Here is a 16,326-nt window from a genome sequence, read left to right on the forward strand (position 1 = left end):
CCCATATCGTCCGCATGTATTCCCGCAGCAGCGAACCCGTCCGTTTCGAGCGCGATTGCGCCGCCGTCATGGTGCCGCAGGGCGAAGCCGTGACCCTGCCGGCCGGCAGCGTCGGCTACATCACCCAGGGCCTGGGCGGCAGCTACACCGTCTTCGTCGAGGGCAACCTGTTCCGGATCGCCGGCAAGGACGCCGACGCGATCGGCAAGGAGACGCCCGCCGAGCTCGAGCTGCCGGCCGATGCCGGAGACGACGAGGTCGAGGCGATGGTCTGGCGCCAGCTGCGCACCTGCTTCGACCCGGAAATCCCGTTCAACATCGTCGACCTGGGCCTGGTGTACGAGGCCAGCCTGAAGCCGCGCGACGACGGCCAGCGCATGGTCGAGGTGAAGATGACCCTGACCGCGCCCGGCTGCGGCATGGGCGAGATCCTGGTCGACGACGTGCGCAGCAAGCTCGAGCAGATCCCGACCATCGCCGAGGCCGACGTCGAACTGGTGTTCGACCCGCCGTGGGGCCGGCACATGATGTCCGAGGCCGCGCGCCTGGAAACCGGGATGTTCTGAGGCCGCCGCGGGGCCCGCCGGGTCAGCGGCTGATCGCCGCGCTCGACGCCTGCAGGACCCGCACCGCGTCGCCCGGGTCGATCTCCAGCAGCAGCCCGCGCTGGCCGGCGTTGATCCAGACAGCCGGATGCGCCATCGCGTCCCGCTCGAACCACACCGGCACCGGCCGCGGCTGGCCGAACGGGCTGACGCCGCCGACCCTGTAGCCACTGCGTCGTTCGGCTTCGACGACCTCCATCATCCGCGCCGCCTTGCCTTCGCAGGCCGCCGCCAGCGCCTTGGGCTGCAGCTGCCGCCCGGACGGGATCACCACGCACACCGCTCGCGCGTCGACCCATGCCATCAGCGTCTTCAGTACGCGGTCCGGCGGGAGGCCCAGCGCGGTGGCCGCCTGCAATCCCTTGCCGATCGCCGCGTCGCCCTCGTAGTCGTAGGGATGCAGGCGGTAGGCCACGCCCGCGCCGTCGAGCATGCGGGTGGCGCGGGTGGCCATCGACACCGGGACGGCCTCAGGCCGGTTCGAAGCGGTTCGCGGCCACGTTCTTGCGCACCTTCGCCGGATCCCAGATCAGCCCGTTCATGGCGATGTAGACGCCCCGCGGCAGCGACTGCACCGCGCCGATCGCGCAGCCGATGTTGAATTCCGCATCCGAACCGCGGAAGCGGGCCGGGCTCAGCGCGCCGGTCATCACGATGGTCTTGTCCGGGATCGAGCGCAGCACCATGCCGGTCTGGACCATGCTGTCGGTGCCATGGGTGACCAGCACGTGGCGGGTCGGCTGGGCGGCGATGGTGGCGCGGACCAGTTCGCGGTCCTCGTCGGTGATGTGCAGCGAATCCTTGCGCAGGATCGGGATCACGCTGAAGCGGAAGGTCACCCCCAGTTCGCGCAGGATCGTGCCGATCTGCGGTTCGCCGATCTGGTAGTCGGACTTGTCGTCGAAGTAGATCTTGTCGATGGTGCCGCCGGTGGTGACGATCAGCAGTTCGTCCATGTCGGTGTCCTCTGCCCGGCGCCAGGCGCGCGGTGCGGAAAGGGGAAGGGCGCGCGGGACGGGACCATCGCGCGCCACGGAGTGCCGGCATTATCGGCGATCGCGATGCCGGGCACCGCCGCGGCGACGGGGTACGCAGGCGCGCGGCTCAGCCGCGCCGGGCGAAGCGGGCGCGCAGGCCGTTCCAGCTGGTCGCGCCGATCACCAGCAGCGACAGGACGATCTCCCCCCAGGCGAACAGGGCTTCTCCGGGGCGCGTCCAGGCGACCATCACCCCGTGGCTGAACCAGAACAGCGCCAGCACGCCGGCCCAGAACGCCGCGCGCCGGCCGCCGCGCAGGGTGGGCACGGCCAGCAGCAGCGGCGGCACTGCGAACACCAGCAGCGCGGCCACGGCGTGGCGGTCGTCATGGAACCAGGCCACGAACAGGGCTGCCAGTGCCAGCAGCGCCACGCCGGCGAGGCGGAGCGGGGAGGTGGCCGCCATCAGCGCACCAGCCGGGCGGCGATGTCGGCCAGGCGGCGGCCGAGGGCGCGGGCCAGCGCGGCTTCCTCGTCGGTCGGCTGCGGGTCGCCCTGGGAGCCGGCCACGTGGCTGGCGCCGTAGGGCGTGCCACCGCTGCGGGTGGAACTGAGCAGCGGTTCGGTGAACGGGATCCCGACGATCAGGCAGCCGTGGTGCAGCAAGGGCACGTGCATGGTGAGCAGGGTCGATTCCTGGCCGCCATGCTGGGTCGCGGTCGAGGTGAACACCGCCGCCGGCTTGCCGGCGAGGGTGCCGCTGGCCCATTCGGCGCCGAGGCCGTCGAGGAAATGCTTCACCGGCGCGGCCATGTTGCCGAAGCGGGTGGGGCTGCCCAGCGCCAGGCCGGCGCATTCGGCCAGGTCGCTGGCCTGCACGTAGGGCGCGCCGTCGTCGGGCACGGGGGGGGCGGCCTGCTGGGTGACCGCGGCCACCGGCGGCACGCTGCGCAGGCGCGCCTGCATGCCCGGCACCTCCTCGACCCCGCGGGCGATCTGCCGGGCCAGGCGCGCGACCGCGCCGCCGCGGCTGTAGTAGAGGACCAGGATCTCCGGCATCGTCCGTCCATGTCGGTGGCGAGGGGCTGCCAGTATCGACGATGCGGCGGTGGGCGCGCATCGGGTAGGCTTGCGCCGATGAGCATGGCGGACATCGCTGCCCGGTGGAGGGAACGCGTGCGCGACCGCGCGCGCTCGGCCACGTTCGCGCGCTTCCTGTGGCGCCGTTTCCTCGACGACAACCTGTTCCAGGCCGCCGCCTCGCTGGCCTACACCACCGCCTTCGCGCTGGTGCCGCTGGCGGTGGTGGTGCTCGGGGTGCTGGCCGCGTTCCCGGTGTTCGACAGCCTCAGCCAGGACCTCATCGACTACGTGTTCGCCAACTTCGTCCCGAGTTCGGCGCGGGCGATCGAATCCAGGCTGCTCGAGCTGAAGGTCAACATCAAGGAGCTCACCGCCGCCGGCACCGTGGCGCTGGTGATTTCCCTGCTGGTCACCCTGCACAGCGTGGAAACCACCTTCAACCGGATCTGGCGGGTGGCGAGCGCGCGCCCGCGGCTGTCGCGCTACCTGGTGTACTGGACGGTCCTGACCCTGGGCGCGCTGCTGGCGGCCGCGTCGCTGTCGGTCTCGGCGAGCTTCTTCGCGTCCGGCGTGTTCGCGTCTCCCGGTGGCCAGTGGCTGGTCAACCTGAGCCTGGGGATGACGCCGATGCTGATCGAACTGGCGGTGGTGATGGTCGCCTACCGGGTGGTGCCGCACCACACCGTGCAATGGCGGCACGCCTTCGCCGGCGCGCTGCTCGCGGTGATCCTGCTGGAGGCGGTGAAGGCCGGCCTGGGGCTCTACCTGGGCAGCTTCCGCAGCTACCAGAAGCTGTACGGTACGCTGGCCGCGGTGCCGATCCTGATGCTGTGGATCTACCTGGGCTGGGTCTCGATCCTGCTCGGGGCGTCGCTGGCTTCGTCGATGGCCGCCTTCCGCTACCAGCCCGCGTCCATGCGCCTGCCGCAGGGCTACGAGGGCTATGCGCTGCTGCGCCTGATCGGCCGTTTCCAGCAGGCGAGGCGCGACGGCCGTGGCCTGCACACGAACGAGATGCTGGCGCTCGAGCCGATGCTGACCGATTCGCTGCTGCAGGAATTCCTGTGCCAGCTCGACGCGATCCGCCTGGTGCGGCGCGACGAGCGCGGCGAATGGCTCCTCGCGCGCGACCTCGACAGCCTCACCCTGGCCGAGCTGTACGAGGCCTGCCAGCTGCGCGTGCCGATCGGCGAGGCGTGGTTGCCGTGCCGCGACGATGACCTGGGCAAGGCGGTCCATGCGGTGCTCGACGACCTGCGGTTGCCGCTGCGCGATGCGCTCAAGCGCCGCGTCGGCGACCTTTATCCCCCAAGCCTCGAACCTACCGGGACCTGAGATGCGCCTATTCCTGCTGTTGCCGGCCTTGCTGGCCCTCTCCGCCTGCCAGCGCGAGGCCGCGCCGGTGGAACCTGCCGCCCCGGCTCCGGCCCCGGCAGCGGCGCCCGCGACGCCGGCCGCGGACGCCGGCACCGCGCCCGTGGCGCAACCGGGCGTGGTCGAGCGCACCGCGGAGGTGCCGCGCTTCGCCGGCACCGCCGTGGACGGCAGCCTGTACGACCTGGCCAAGCATCGCGGCCGCTGGGTGGTGGTCAACTTCTGGGCCACGTGGTGCGGGCCGTGCCTGAAGGAAATGCCCGAGCTGGCCGCGCTGCACACCATGCGCGAGCAGATCGAGGTCGTCGGCCTGGCCTACGAGGACATCACCGTGGAGGACATGCGCGCGTTCCTGCACGAGCACCCGGTGTCGTATCCGGTCGTCATCCTCGATCCGATGAGTCCGCCGCAGGATTTCGCCACGCCCCGCGGCCTGCCGACGACCTACCTGCTGGCGCCGGACGGCAAGGTCGCGCGCCACTTCCTCGGCCCGGTGACCGCCTACGACATCGAGACCGCGGTCGAGGCCGGCGGCGGCAGGCTCGAATGAGCGCGCCGCGCGCGGTGCTGCGCTGGCGCGTCAGCGGCCGCGTGCAGGGTGTGTTCTTCCGGGCCTCCACGCGCGAACAGGCGCTGCGCCTCGGGCTCGACGGCAGTGCGGTCAACCTGGCCGACGGCCGGGTGGACGTGGTCGCGTCCGGTGCGCCGGACGCGCTGGCGGCGCTGGAAGCCTGGCTGCGCCAGGGGCCGCCGCAGGCGCGGGTCGACGCGATCGAATCCCTGCCGGTGGTGGACGATGTCGCCCCCGGCTTCGTGACCGCCTGACTCAGTCGCCCTTGCCGGGCGGGTAGGGCGGAATCGGCCTGAGCACGGTGTAGCGCTCGCGCCGGGGCTTGCCCTGCAGCGGCGCCAGTTCCGGCAGCTCGCCGGGGACGGCCACGTCGGGCAGCCGGTCCAGCAGGTCGCGGATCAGGGTCAGCCGGCCGCGGCGCTGGTCGTTGAAATCGACCAGGGTCCACGGCGCCTGCGCGGCATGCGTGGCGGCGAGCATCTCCTCGCGCGCCCGCGCGTAATCCGCGTAGTGCGCGCGCGCCTTCAGGTCGACGGGGGAGAGCTTCCAGCCCTTGAGCGGATCCTCCTGGCGTTCGGCGAAACGCTGCTCCTGTTCGGCCTGGTCCACGCACAGCCAGTACTTGAACAGCAGGATGCCGTCGTCCACCAGCATCCGCTCGAAGCGCGGCGCCTGCTCGAGGAATGCCAGGTACTGCGCGTCGCTGCAGTAGCCCATCACCCGCTCGACGCCGGCACGGTTGTACCAGCTGCGGTCGAACAGGGTCATCTCGCCGGCGGCGGGCAGGTGCGCGGCGTAGCGCTGGAAGTACCACTGGGTGGCTTCGCGCTCGGTCGGCTTGGGCAGGGCGACGACGCGGCACTGGCGCGGATTGAGGTGTTCGGAGAGCGCCTTGATCGCGCCGCCCTTGCCGGCGGTGTCGCGCCCCTCGAACAGCACCACCAGTCGCCGCCCGGTGGCCTGCAGCCATTCGGCCATGCGCACCAGTTCCAGCTGCAGCGGGTCGAGCAGATCCTTGTACTCGCCCTTGCCGAGCGCGCCGGACGCCGCCTTGCGCTTCTTCCCGTGCTTGCCGCGATCGGCCATGCCGTTCTCCCGGTGCCAGAGGGCGGATTACTCGCGCAGCCGCGGCCGCAGCGTCGCCAGGTTGCAGGGCTTCGTGCGCGCGTCCAGCTGCTGGACGATGATCTGCTCCCACGCCGTGCGGCAGGCCGAGGTCGAGCCGGGCAGGGCGAACAGGAAAGTGGCGTTGGCGATGCCGGCGAAGGCGCGCGACTGCAGCGAGGACGTGCCGATCTCCGCGACGCTGACCGCGCGGAACAGCTCGCCGAAGCCGGGCATCTGCTTGTCCAGCAGCGGCAGCAGCGCCTCGGGCGTGGAGTCGCGGCCGGTGAAGCCGGTGCCGCCGGTGACCAGGATGCCGTCGACCGCGGGGTCGGCGATCCATTGCGAGACGATCGCGCGCAGGCGGTAGCGGTCGTCGGGCAGCAGCGCGCGCGCGTGGACCGCGTGGCCGGCATCGGCGAGCGCGCCGGCGAGGTAGTCGCCGGAACTGTCGTTGGCGGGGGTGCGCGTGTCCGAGACGGTCAGCACGCACAGCTGGAGGGGAATGAAGTCGGTTCCGGCGGTCATGGGCATAGCCTATACCGGCCGGTGCCGCGCTGCCGGGCGCCTGCCGGCGCGCGCCGCCTTACTCCGACGTCAGCCGCGCCAGTTCGTCGGCCTGGTATTCCTGTTGCAGGCGCACGACCAGCGGGTCCAGCTCGCCTTCCAGGATGTTGGGCAGGTCGTACAGGGTCAGGCCTTCGACCCGGTGGTCGGTGATCCGCCCCTGCGGGAAGTTGTAGGTGCGGATCCGCTGGCTGCGGTCGCCGCTTCCCACCTGCAACCGGCGCGACTCGGCCTGCGCGGCCTGCTGCCGGCTGCGCTCGGCGTCGAGCAGCTGCGCCTTCAGCCGCTTCATCGCCTTGTCGCGGTTGGCGTGCTGGCTGCGCTCGGTCTGGCTCTCGACCACCACGCCGGTCGGCAGGTGGGTGATGCGGATCGCCGAATCGGTCTTGTTGACGTGCTGGCCGCCGGCGCCGGAGGAACGGAACGTGTCGACCTTCAGGTCGGCCGGGTTGATCGCGATCTCCTCGACCTCGTCGGCCTCGGGGATGATCGCCACGGTCGCCGCCGAGGTGTGGATGCGGCCCTGCGACTCGGTCGCCGGCACCCGCTGCACGCGGTGCGTGCCCGACTCGAACTTCAGCCGCGAGTACGCGCCGCGGCCGACCACGCGGGCCACGATTTCCTTGTGGCCGCCGTGCTCGCCGGGATTCTCGGACTCGACCTCCACCTTCCAGCCCTGGCGCTCGGCGTAGCGCGCGTACATGCGGAACAGGTCGCCGGCGAAGATCGCCGCCTCGTCGCCGCCGGTGCCGGCGCGCACTTCCAGGAACAGGTTGCCTTCGTCGCGCGGGTCCCTGGGCACCAGCAGCAGGGCCAGTTCGCCGTCGAGCGCGTCCAGCCTCCCGCGCGCACTGGCGATCTCCTCCTCGGCCAGTTCGGCCAGCTCGGGATCGCCGCGCATCGCCTCGGCGGCGGCGAGGTCGGCCTTGGCCCGCGCTTCGGCGGCCAGCGCGGTGGCGACCGGCTCGAGCTGGGCGAACTCGCGCGAGAGGTCGCGGAAACGCGCGTTGTCGGCCAGCACGCCGGGATCGGCGAGCAGGCGTTCCAGTTCTTCGCGGCGCTCGGCCAGCGCTTCCAGCTTACGGCGCAGGCTCGGGGTCATCGGGCAGCGGGGACGGGGGGAGGGAAGGGGCGTGCGGGTGGCTGTACGGCGCCTTCGCCGGGAACAGCCGCTCGGCCGCGCGGGCCAGTTCGGCGTCGCCGGCCAGCGCGGCTTCGCGCAGCGCGGCGGTCGGCGGATGCAGCAGGCGGTTGGTCAGGGTGTGGGCGAGGAACTGCAGGACCTCGTCCGCATCGCGGCCGCCGGCCAGTTGCTGGCGCGCGCGCGCCAGCAGTTCGTCGCGGGTGCTGTCGCCGAGGGCGCGCAGCCGCTTGAGCGTCTCCTGGCGGGCGCCGGCCTGCAGCGTTTCCATGTAGCGGGCGACCTGCAGGTCGATGATCGCCTCGGCCGCCTCGGCCGCTTCGTGGCGGCCACGGCGGTTGTCCTCGACCGCGCGTTCCAGGTCGTCGACGGTGTACAGGTACGCATCCGCCAGGCCGGCCACGCCGGCCTCGATGTCGCGGGGCACGGCCAGGTCGAACAGCAGCATCGGCTTGCGCCGGCGCGCCGCGAGCGCGGCCTCGACCTGGACCTGGCGCAGCACCGGTTCGCGGCTGGCGGTGGCGGAGAACACGACGTCGGCTTCGGCCAGGTGCCGGTCCAGGTCCGCCAGGGGCAGGGCATAGCCGCCATGGCGCGTGGCCAGGTCCTGGGCGTGGGCGAGGGTACGGTTGGCCACCAGCAGGCGGCGGACGCCGCCCTTGGCCAGGTGCCGGGCCGCCAGCTCGATGGTCTCGCCGGCGCCGACCAGCAGCACGGTGGAGTCCGGCAGGCTGGCGAAGGAATCCTGCGCCAGGCGCACCGCGGTCGAGGCCACGGACACGGGGTTGACCCCGATGCGGGTGTCGGTGCGCGCGCGCTTGGCGACCGCGAAGGTCTGCTGGAACAGCCGGTCCAGCCGCGTCCCCAGCGCCCCGGTCTCGCGGGCCGCCGCCCATGCGTCCTTCACCTGGCCGAGGATCTGCGGCTCGCCCAGCACCATCGAATCGAGCCCGGTCGCCACGCGGAACAGGTGGCGGACGGCATCGGCATCGTGGTGGCGGTACAGGTAGGCCCCCAGGCCCTGCGCGTGCCGGTCCAGCCAGGCGGCCAGCGCCTCGCCGTCGGAGGCGACCGCATAGACCTCGGTGCGATTGCAGGTCGACAGCAGCGCGGCTTCGGAGACTTCCGGCAGGGCCCGCAACGACGCCAGGGCCTGGCCCAGCGCATCGCCGGCAAACGCCACACGTTCGCGCAGGTCGACCGGCGCGGTCTGGTGGTTGAGGCCGAGGAGCCAAAGCGTCATGTTCAGTTGCTTGCGTTAATCTGCTGGCTTCTTTGGGCCGCCATTTTACGGCCCGGTGGGTGCCAATGCCCGAATCCGAGCTTTCCGTCCCTGCAACCGGACGCCCGCGTCCGCGTTTCCAGTGCCGCAGCGCCCTGCATGGGCTGCTGGTCCTGCTGTCGCTCGCCGCCCCGGCGCAGGCCGCGCCCGCGGTGGACGTGCCCCTCGAACAGGTGATGGCCGGGGAATATGCGCTCCAGGCCGGCCAGCTGGCGGATGCCGCGCACTGGTACCTGGAAGCCGCGCGGCAGGCCGACGGCGACATCCTGACCGCCGAGCGGGCCACCCGCATCGCGATGCTCGCCAACGACGACGCCCGTGCCGAGGCCGCGCTGCGGCTGTGGCGCCAGCGCGCGCCCGGGTCGCTGGCGCTGCAGGCGGCCTCCGCCTCGCTGGCCCTGCGCAAGGGCCAGGTCCGAAAGGCCCGCCGCGAACTGGTCCAGCTGCTTCAGGCGCCCGATCCGCGCGCCTGGCGCTATGCGCTGGCGGGGCTGGCGGGAGGGCGCGACCCGGCGGTGGTCGCGCGGGTCATGGAGCAGCTCGTCGACGATGGCGTGATCCCGGGGGAGCTGGTGGCCTGGCAGGAATTCGGCCGCCTGTCGCTGCGCCTGGACCAGCCGCGGCTGGCGGCCCGCATCGTCGACGAAATGGTCAGGCGCTTCCCCGGCGAGCCGCGGGTGGCGGTCATGCGCGCGGGCCAGCTGCAGCAGGCCGGCGAGGCCGAGGCGGCCCGGGCGATGCTGGTCCAGGTCGAGCCGCGTGCGGGGGCCGACCCGGAAATCCGCGCGATGCTGGCCATGGCCTACGAGGCGCTGGCCGATTACGGCGCGGCGGCGCGGGTCATGTCGCTCGGGCCGCAGAACACGCAGAGCTACGGCATGCGCGCCTCGTTGCTGGCGCGCAGCGACGACACCGGCACCCTGACGGCGCTGTACGACGAACTGTCGGCCGCCGATGGCGGCAAGCCCGATCCGGCGCGGCGCATGCTGCTCGGCCGGATCGCCGAATTCCTCAAGCGGCCGGGCGAAGCGGTCGACTGGTACCGCGGCGTGCCGGGTGGGCCGGAGCGGTCCGAGGCGCGGATCCGCATGGCCGCGGCGCTGTACGAACTCGGGCGCGGCGACGAGGCCTACGCCGAGGCCCGCGCCCTGCAGAACGACGCCGGCAGCGACGACGAGGCGCGCCGCAACGCCTACCTGCTCGAGGGCGAGCTGCGCCAGCGCGAGGGCAACGCCGAGGGCGAGATCGAAGCGCTGGGGCGCGGCCTGGCCGCCTATCCCGACGACGGCGCGCTGCTGTACGCGCGGGCGCTGGCATGGGAGCGGCAGGACCGGATCGACCGCGCCGAAGCCGACCTGCGCAAGGTGCTGGTGGCCGACCCGGAGAACGTGGCCGCACTCAATGCGCTCGGCTATACCCTTGCCGACCGCACCCATCGTTACCAGGAAGCGCTCGAGCTGATCGACCGGGCGCGCACCGCCGAACCGGACAACGCGGCCATCGTCGACAGCTACGGCTGGGTGCTGTACCGGCTCGGCCGCAAGGAAGAGGCGCTGGTCGAACTGCGTCGCGCATGGGGCCTCATGAGGGACCCGGAAATCGGCGCGCACGTGGGCGAGGTGCTCTGGGTCCTCGGTCGCCGCGAGGAAGCGCAGCGCTATTTCGAGGAGGCGCGCAAGCTCGACGCGGACAACCGCTCGCTGCGCCGGACCCTGGAGAAGCTGGGCCTGCCGATGCCGGCGCCCGCGCAGGATCCGGCGCCGTGAGCCGGGGAGCGTGGCGGGCCGGCCTGGCGCTGGCCATGGGACTGCTTGCCGGCTGCGGCACCGCGCCGGTGCGTGCCCCCGGCCCGGCCATCGATGCGACCGAGGCGCAGGCCCGCCAGGAGGCGCGCCGCCTGCAGCTCGACGCCATGACCGACTGGTCGATGCAGGGCCGGATCGCGGTCAGTGTCGGCGACAAGGGTGGCAGCGGCCGGCTGGACTGGCGCCAGCAGGGGGTGTCTTACCGCATCTCCCTGAGCGCGCCGGTGACGCGGCAGAGCTGGCAACTGTCCGGCGAACCGGGCGGTGCGACGCTGGAAGGGCTCGAGGGCGGGCCCCGCTCGGGGCCGGATGGCGGCGCCCTGCTGCAGTCCGCCACCGGCTGGCCGATCCCGGTCGACGCCTTGGCGGCGTGGGTGCGCGGGCTGCCGTCCAGCGCGGGAGAGGCGGCGGTGTTCGGCCCCGATGGCCGCCTCCGCTCCCTGCACGCGGACGGCTGGACGGTGGAGTACCAGGAGTGGCTGCCCGCCGGGGGCGGGTGGCCGGAGATGCCGCGGCGGCTGCAGGCGAGCCGCGAGGGGGTGCGGGTCCGGCTGGTCACGGACGGCTGGGAGGCGCGCCCGTGAGCGACGGCTGGAGCGACTGGCCGGCCCCGGCCAAGCTCAACCTGTTCCTGCGCATCACCGGTCGCCGGGCCGACGGCTACCACGAGCTGCAGACGGTGTTCCGCCTGCTCGACTGGGGCGACCGGATCCGGCTGCGCCCCCGGTCAGACGGCCTGATCGTGCGCCATGGCGATCGCCTTCCAGGCGTGGACGACCCGCAGGATCTGGCAGTCCGGGCGGCGCTCCTCTTGAAAGAGGTCGCGAACGTCCGTCATGGCGCGGACATTTTCGTCGAAAAGAACGTTCCGGCCGGCGGCGGCTTTGGCGGTGGATCCTCCGATGCCGCCACCGTGTTATGCGCACTGGACCGCCTCTGGGGCCTGGGCCTGGGGGAGGACCGGCTGGCCGACCTCGGCCTGCGCCTGGGGGCCGACGTTCCCGTGTTCGTCCGCGGGCGCAGCGCCTGGGCCGAGGGGGTGGGGGAGCGGTTGCAGCCGCTGGCACTGGCGCCCGCCTGGTACGTGCTCGCCGACCCCGGCGTGCAGGTGCCGACCGCCGCGCTGTTCCAGTCCCCGGATTTGACGCGGGATTCCCCGCCCGCGAAAATATCGGACTTCGCTGCCGGAGCGGTCCTCGACAATGCGTTCGAGCCGGTCCTGCGCCGCCGCGAGCCGGCCGTCGAGGCGGTTTTCGCCGAGCTGGCGCGGATCGGTCGGCCACGCCTGACCGGCACCGGCAGCGGTTGTTTCGTCGAGTTCGCCCACCCGGACGCGGCGCAGGAAGCACTGGCGCGCTTGCCGCGGCCGTTGCGCGCCTGGGTCGCCGCCGGCGTGTCGGATTCGCCATTGCGTGGTGCGCTGGCGCGCCCGTCGTGGAACTGACACAGGGGCGTCGCCAAGAGGTCCAAGGCACCGGGTTTTGATCCCGGCATCCGCAGGTTCGAATCCTGCCGCCCCTGCCATTGCGACTGCTCGCCAGAGCCCGCGGATCCAGCGCGGGAACCCCAGCCGGAACACCGCACGGATCGCGGCGTTCCCCGATGTCCACCCAGATCCGAGTCGCCGCCGGGATGACCAAGATGCAAGACGACCGCAGCCTGCTTGTCTTCTCCGGCAATGCGCACCGCGCGCTGGCCGAGAGCATCTGCCGTGAACTGGGCGTGCGTCCCGGCAAGGCGCTGGTGTCGACCTTCTCGGATGGCGAGGTCCAGGTCGAGATCGAGGAGAACGTGCGCCGCCAGGAGGTCTTCGTCGTCCAGCCGACCTGTGCGCCGGCCGCGGAGAACCTGATGGAGCTGCTGGTGCTGATCGACGCGCTCAAGCGCGCCAGCGTCGCCAGCGTCACCGCGGTGGTGCCGTATTTCGGTTATTCGCGCCAGGACCGCCGGCTGCGTTCCTCGCGCGTGCCGATCACGGCCAAGGTCGCGGCGAAGATGTTCACCGCGGTGGGCGCCGACCGGGTCCTGACCGTGGACCTGCACGCCGACCAGATCCAGGGCTTCTTCGACATCCCGGTCGACAACGTCTACGCCTCGCCGCTGCTGCTGGCCGACATCTGGCGCGCGCATGGCACCGAGAACCTGATCGTGGTCTCGCCGGACGTGGGCGGCGTGGTCCGCGCCCGCGCGGTGGCCAAGCGCCTGGACGATGCCGACCTGGCGATCATCGACAAGCGCCGCCCGCGCGCCAACGTGTCCACGGTGATGAACATCATCGGCGACGTGTCCGGCAAGACCTGCGTGCTGGTGGATGACATCGTCGACACCGCCGGCACGCTGTGCGCCGCCGCGGCCGCGCTGAAGGCGCAGGGCGCGACCAAGGTCGCCGCGTACTGCACCCATCCGGTGCTGTCGGGCCCGGCGGTGGACAACATCACGGGCTCCCAGCTCGACGAGCTGGTGGTCACCGACACCATCCCGCTGTCGCCGGCGGCCAGGGCCTGCAACCGCATCCGCCAGGTCAGCGTGGCGGAGCTGCTGGCCGAGACCATCCGCCGCATCGCCTTCGGCGAATCGGTGAGCTCGCTCTACGTCGACTGAGTCGTCGACCGAATGCCCGCGCCGGCAGGATGCCGGCCGCCGGGGGACGGCAATGCGGAACCGGAAGCGCCGGTTCCGGATTCCCGATCCCCGGGAACCGCAAGGCTCGTCTGGTCGCGGACGAGTCATCCGGGATGCCGCGAGGCAGCCCCCAAACCTGAAGAGTGATAGTGAAATGGCAACTCATGTGATCAACGTCGAGCGTCGCGAGGACGAGGGCAAGGGTGCGAGCCGCCGCCTGCGTCGCGACGGCAAGATTCCGGCCATCGTCTACGGTGGCGACCTGAACCCGGTCAACATCCAGCTCGACCACGAGCAGGTCTGGCTGGCCCAGCAGAACGAGTGGTTCTACTCGTCGATCCTGGACCTGAGCCTCAACGGCGACGTGCAGCGCGTCCTGCTGCGCGACATGCAGCGTCACCCGTACAAGCAGCTGGTCATGCACCTGGACTTCCAGCGCGTGAACGACAACGAAGTCCTGCGCGCCGCCGTGCAGCTGCACTTCGTCAACGCCGAGAAGTCGCCGGCCGGCAAGTCGGCGGGCGTGGTCATCACCCACGAGCTCAACGAAGTCACCGTGTCGTGCCTGCCCAAGGACCTGCCGGAGGCCATCGAGGTCGACCTGTCGGACCTCGCCGTCGGCGACGTCATCCACCTGTCGGCGCTGAAGCTGCCGGCCGGCGTGGAAATCCCGGAGCTGAAGCTGGGCGCCGACCACGACCTGGCCGTGGTGATCGCCAAGCACGCCCGCGTCGAGGAAGAGCCGGCGGCCGAAGGCGGCGAAGAGAAGAAGTAAGGCGCTGCGTTCCCGCCCGGTCCTCCGGGCGGGACGTCGGCCGCGTCAGCGATGGCGGAACTTCGACTCATCGTCGGGTTGGGCAATCCCGGCCCGGAACACGCGAACACCCGGCACAACGCCGGGTTTCGCCTGGTCGACGCGCTGGCCGGGAGCGCCGGCGTGCGCTTCGGCCTGGAGTCGAAGCTGTTCGGCGAGACCGCGAAGGTCGACATCGGTGGCCGCAGCGTCTGGCTGCTGAAGCCGGCCACGTACATGAACCTGTCGGGCAAGTCGGTGGCCGCGGCATTGCGTTACTGGAAGATCGAGCCGGAGCAGGCGCTGCTCGTGCATGACGAACTCGACCTGGCGCCGGGCACGGCGAGGTTGAAGTTCGACGGCGGGCATGGCGGCCAGAACGGGCTGCGCGACACCATCCAGCATCTCGGCCATGGCAGGTTCCACCGCCTCCGGATCGGCATCGGCCACCCCGGGCACAAGGACCGGGTCACCGGCTGGGTGCTGGGTCGTGCAGGCAAGGATGATGCGGTGCTGATCGACCGCTCGATCGATGACGCGATCGCGGCGCTGCCGCTTGCGGTGGCCGGCGACTTCAACGAGGCCATGAAGCGCCTGCATACGCCAAGGCCCTAGGAGGCTGCGGGCTGGGATCCGGCGCGACCGGTGCCCAGCCCCCAATCTCCTGCGGTGAAACCGGAAACCCATGGGCATCAAATGCGGCATCGTCGGCCTGCCCAACGTCGGCAAGTCGACCCTTTTCAACGCGCTGACCAAGGCGGGTATCGCCGCGGCCAACTTCCCGTTCTGCACGATCGAGCCGAACGTGGGCGTGGTGCCGGTGCCGGACCCGCGCCTGGGCCAGCTGGCCGGGATCGTGAAGCCGGAAAAGGTGGTGGCCACGGCGGTCGAGTTCGTCGACATCGCCGGCCTCGTCGCGGGCGCCGCCAGCGGCGAGGGGCTGGGCAACAAGTTCCTGGCCCACATCCGCGAGGTGGACGCGATTTCGCATGTGGTGCGTTGCTTCGACCATCCGGACATCATCCATGTCGCGGGCAACGTCGATCCGATCTCGGACATCGAAACGATCGATACCGAGCTCGCCCTGGCCGACCTGGATAGCGTGGAAAAGGCGTTGAACCGCGCCGAACGGTCGGCCAAGGCCGGCGAAAAGGACGCGATCGCGCGCAAGCCCGTGCTGCAGAAGCTGCATGCCGGCCTGAGCGAGGGCAGGCCCGGCCGTGCGCTGGGGCTGGACGACGAGGAGCGGGCCCTGGTCCGCGACCTGTTCCTGCTGACCCTCAAGCCGGTCATGTACGTGGCCAACGTGCTGGAAGACGGCTTCCACGACAATCCGCTGCTCGAGGCGGTCAGGGCGCGGGCGGCGGCCGAGGGGGCCGAGGTGGTGCCGGTATCGGCGGCCATCGAGGAGGAGCTGGCGCAGCTGGACGACGCCGACCGTGACGCCTTCCTGGCCGACCTCGGCCTCGAGGAGCCCGGCCTGAACCGCGTGATCCGAGCGGCCTACCGCCTGCTCGGGCTGCAGACGTACTTCACCGCGGGCGTCAAGGAGGTCCGGGCGTGGACGGTCAAGGCCGGCGCCACCGCGCCGCAGGCGGCGGCGGTCATCCACACCGATTTCGAGAAGGGCTTCATCCGCGCCGAAACCATCGCCTTCGACGACTTCATCCGCTACCGGGGCGAGGCCGGGTCGCGCGAGGCCGGGCGCATGCGCCTGGAGGGCAAGGAGTACCGGGTGCAGGAGGGCGACGTCCTCCATTTCCGCTTCAACGTCTGATCCGGAAAAAGTCACCGCCGGAACGTTGACAGCCGCGGCGGGGATGGTCAGAATTGCGGGCTGTTTCACCCCGGTCGTACGTTTCGGTTGTACGGGTCGCGGTGGCAGGTCCCGGAGGGATACCCAAGCGGCCAACGGGGGCAGACTGTAAATCTGCTGGCTTACGCCTTCGGTGGTTCGAATCCACCTCCCTCCACCAGTTTCAAAGCGGCAACAGCAAGGCAAGGCCCGGAGCGTCAGGCCGGGAAGCGGTTCCCCTCGCGGGAGTAGTTCAATGGTAGAACCTCAGCCTTCCAAGCTGATGGTGCGGGTTCGATTCCCGTCTCCCGCTCCATTGCACCGCCCAGGTTGTTCCGTGCAGTAACAGGCTTCACGCTCACGTAGCTCAGTCGGTAGAGCACCTCCTTGGTAAGGAGGAGGTCGAAGGTTCGATTCCTTTCGTGAGCACCATCTTCGGCGGATCCGTCCGCTACAGCCCGGCTCCCATGAGCGGGGTGCTACACCAAGAACCGCAGCAATCCATCTACAACCGTCAGCGAGATAGGCAGCCATGGCCAAGGGTAAGTTCGAGCGCACCAAGCCGCACGTGAATGTGGGCACGATCGGTCACGTTGACCACGGCAAG

General features: G+C 71.2%; 19 protein-coding genes and 4 tRNA genes. 15 read left to right on the forward strand and 8 right to left on the reverse strand.

Annotated features, from left to right (window positions below):
- Positions 1–14: 14 nt before the first annotated feature.
- On the forward strand, positions 15–566 hold the full coding sequence (sufT, locus tag ACA089_RS16165; protein ID WP_372018883.1) for a putative Fe-S cluster assembly protein SufT: 552 nt from the start codon (positions 15–17) through the stop codon (positions 564–566).
- A 22-nt stretch (positions 567–588) separates the two neighbouring features.
- Here sufT and ACA089_RS16170 read toward each other — a convergent pair whose 3' ends face one another.
- The 4 genes from ACA089_RS16170 to wrbA all read right to left on the reverse strand — a co-directional run bounded on the left by ACA089_RS16170 (position 589) and on the right by wrbA (position 2,641).
- Positions 589–1,065 (reverse strand): aminoacyl-tRNA deacylase, encoded by a 477-nt coding sequence (locus tag ACA089_RS16170; RefSeq protein WP_372018884.1) that lies wholly within the window; start codon positions 1,063–1,065, stop codon positions 589–591.
- A 10-nt stretch (positions 1,066–1,075) separates the two neighbouring features.
- The gene (locus ACA089_RS16175) at positions 1,076–1,561 is read right to left on the reverse strand and encodes an asparaginase domain-containing protein (RefSeq protein WP_372018887.1); all 486 of its coding nucleotides are present in this window, start codon (positions 1,559–1,561) and stop codon (positions 1,076–1,078) included.
- A 148-nt stretch (positions 1,562–1,709) separates the two neighbouring features.
- Complete coding sequence (locus ACA089_RS16180; RefSeq protein ID WP_372018890.1) at positions 1,710–2,048, reverse strand: DUF2069 domain-containing protein; 339 nt, start codon at positions 2,046–2,048, stop codon at positions 1,710–1,712.
- Complete coding sequence (wrbA, locus tag ACA089_RS16185) at positions 2,048–2,641, reverse strand: NAD(P)H:quinone oxidoreductase (protein WP_372018893.1); 594 nt, start codon at positions 2,639–2,641, stop codon at positions 2,048–2,050. Before wrbA ends, ACA089_RS16180 begins: the two co-directional genes overlap by 1 nt.
- A 78-nt stretch (positions 2,642–2,719) precedes the next feature.
- On the opposite strand from wrbA, the gene ACA089_RS16190 reads away from it, so the two are divergent.
- The 3 genes from ACA089_RS16190 to ACA089_RS16200 are packed head-to-tail and all read left to right on the forward strand — an operon-like array spanning position 2,720 to position 4,864.
- The gene (locus ACA089_RS16190) at positions 2,720–4,000 is read left to right on the forward strand and encodes a YihY family inner membrane protein (protein WP_372018895.1); all 1,281 of its coding nucleotides are present in this window, start codon (positions 2,720–2,722) and stop codon (positions 3,998–4,000) included.
- A 1-nt stretch (position 4,001) separates the two neighbouring features.
- Positions 4,002–4,589 carry a TlpA family protein disulfide reductase gene (locus ACA089_RS16195; protein WP_372018897.1) on the forward strand — a complete coding sequence of 196 codons (588 nt, stop codon included), beginning with the start codon at positions 4,002–4,004 and terminating at the stop codon, positions 4,587–4,589.
- Complete coding sequence (locus ACA089_RS16200; RefSeq protein WP_372018899.1) at positions 4,586–4,864, forward strand: acylphosphatase; 279 nt, start codon at positions 4,586–4,588, stop codon at positions 4,862–4,864. The genes ACA089_RS16195 and ACA089_RS16200 overlap by 4 nt, the downstream gene beginning before the upstream one ends.
- Position 4,865: 1 nt before the next feature.
- On the opposite strand, the gene ppk2 is transcribed toward ACA089_RS16200, so the two are convergent.
- Genes ppk2 through hemA form a run of 4 tightly spaced genes read right to left on the reverse strand, consistent with a single transcriptional unit; the run spans position 4,866 to position 8,665 of the window.
- Positions 4,866–5,696, reverse strand: a complete 831-nt coding sequence (gene ppk2, locus ACA089_RS16205) for a polyphosphate kinase 2 (protein ID WP_372018902.1) — start codon at positions 5,694–5,696, stop codon at positions 4,866–4,868.
- A gap of 27 nt (positions 5,697–5,723) precedes the next feature.
- Positions 5,724–6,242, reverse strand: a complete 519-nt coding sequence (gene moaB / locus ACA089_RS16210; protein ID WP_372018905.1) for a molybdenum cofactor biosynthesis protein B — start codon at positions 6,240–6,242, stop codon at positions 5,724–5,726.
- A gap of 58 nt (positions 6,243–6,300) precedes the next feature.
- Positions 6,301–7,383: a peptide chain release factor 1 gene (gene prfA, locus ACA089_RS16215; RefSeq protein WP_372018906.1), complete on the reverse strand. Its 1,083-nt coding sequence runs from the start codon at positions 7,381–7,383 to the stop codon at positions 6,301–6,303.
- Positions 7,361–8,665, reverse strand: a complete 1,305-nt coding sequence (gene hemA / locus ACA089_RS16220) for a glutamyl-tRNA reductase (RefSeq protein WP_372018909.1) — start codon at positions 8,663–8,665, stop codon at positions 7,361–7,363. Before hemA ends, prfA begins: the two co-directional genes overlap by 23 nt.
- A 65-nt stretch (positions 8,666–8,730) precedes the next feature.
- Between hemA and ACA089_RS16225 the strand changes: the two genes are divergently transcribed.
- From ACA089_RS16225 to ACA089_RS16275, 11 genes are all read left to right on the forward strand, one after another.
- The gene (locus tag ACA089_RS16225; protein WP_372018912.1) at positions 8,731–10,470 is read left to right on the forward strand and encodes a tetratricopeptide repeat protein; all 1,740 of its coding nucleotides are present in this window, start codon (positions 8,731–8,733) and stop codon (positions 10,468–10,470) included.
- Complete coding sequence (gene lolB, locus ACA089_RS16230; protein ID WP_372018915.1) at positions 10,467–11,093, forward strand: lipoprotein insertase outer membrane protein LolB; 627 nt, start codon at positions 10,467–10,469, stop codon at positions 11,091–11,093. The genes ACA089_RS16225 and lolB overlap by 4 nt, the downstream gene beginning before the upstream one ends.
- A complete protein-coding gene (gene ispE, locus ACA089_RS16235) occupies positions 11,090–11,953 on the forward strand; it encodes a 4-(cytidine 5'-diphospho)-2-C-methyl-D-erythritol kinase (protein ID WP_372018916.1) in 864 nt (287 codons plus the stop codon). Before lolB ends, ispE begins: the two co-directional genes overlap by 4 nt.
- Before the next feature lie 3 nt (positions 11,954–11,956).
- A tRNA-Gln gene (locus tag ACA089_RS16240) sits at positions 11,957–12,033 on the forward strand.
- A gap of 117 nt (positions 12,034–12,150) precedes the next feature.
- Positions 12,151–13,110, forward strand: coding sequence for a ribose-phosphate diphosphokinase (locus tag ACA089_RS16245; RefSeq protein WP_372018996.1), 960 nt, complete (start codon positions 12,151–12,153; stop codon positions 13,108–13,110).
- Positions 13,111–13,285: 175 nt separating this feature from the next.
- Positions 13,286–13,906, forward strand: a complete 621-nt coding sequence (locus tag ACA089_RS16250; protein ID WP_372018919.1) for a 50S ribosomal protein L25/general stress protein Ctc — start codon at positions 13,286–13,288, stop codon at positions 13,904–13,906.
- 51 nt (positions 13,907–13,957) lie between these two features.
- Positions 13,958–14,539: an aminoacyl-tRNA hydrolase gene (pth, locus tag ACA089_RS16255; protein WP_372018921.1), complete on the forward strand. Its 582-nt coding sequence runs from the start codon at positions 13,958–13,960 to the stop codon at positions 14,537–14,539.
- A gap of 70 nt (positions 14,540–14,609) precedes the next feature.
- A complete protein-coding gene (gene ychF / locus ACA089_RS16260) occupies positions 14,610–15,701 on the forward strand; it encodes a redox-regulated ATPase YchF (RefSeq protein ID WP_372018923.1) in 1,092 nt (363 codons plus the stop codon).
- A 113-nt stretch (positions 15,702–15,814) separates the two neighbouring features.
- Positions 15,815–15,900: transfer RNA gene (locus ACA089_RS16265), tRNA-Tyr, on the forward strand.
- A 61-nt stretch (positions 15,901–15,961) separates the two neighbouring features.
- Positions 15,962–16,035 (forward strand) — tRNA-Gly (locus tag ACA089_RS16270).
- 40 nt (positions 16,036–16,075) lie between these two features.
- Positions 16,076–16,151 (forward strand) — tRNA-Thr (locus ACA089_RS16275).
- Positions 16,152–16,326: the final 175 nt, after the last annotated feature.

It is taken from the genome of Pseudoxanthomonas fibrivorans (genome assembly GCF_041464125.1).
GTDB lineage: Bacteria > Pseudomonadota > Gammaproteobacteria > Xanthomonadales > Xanthomonadaceae > Pseudoxanthomonas.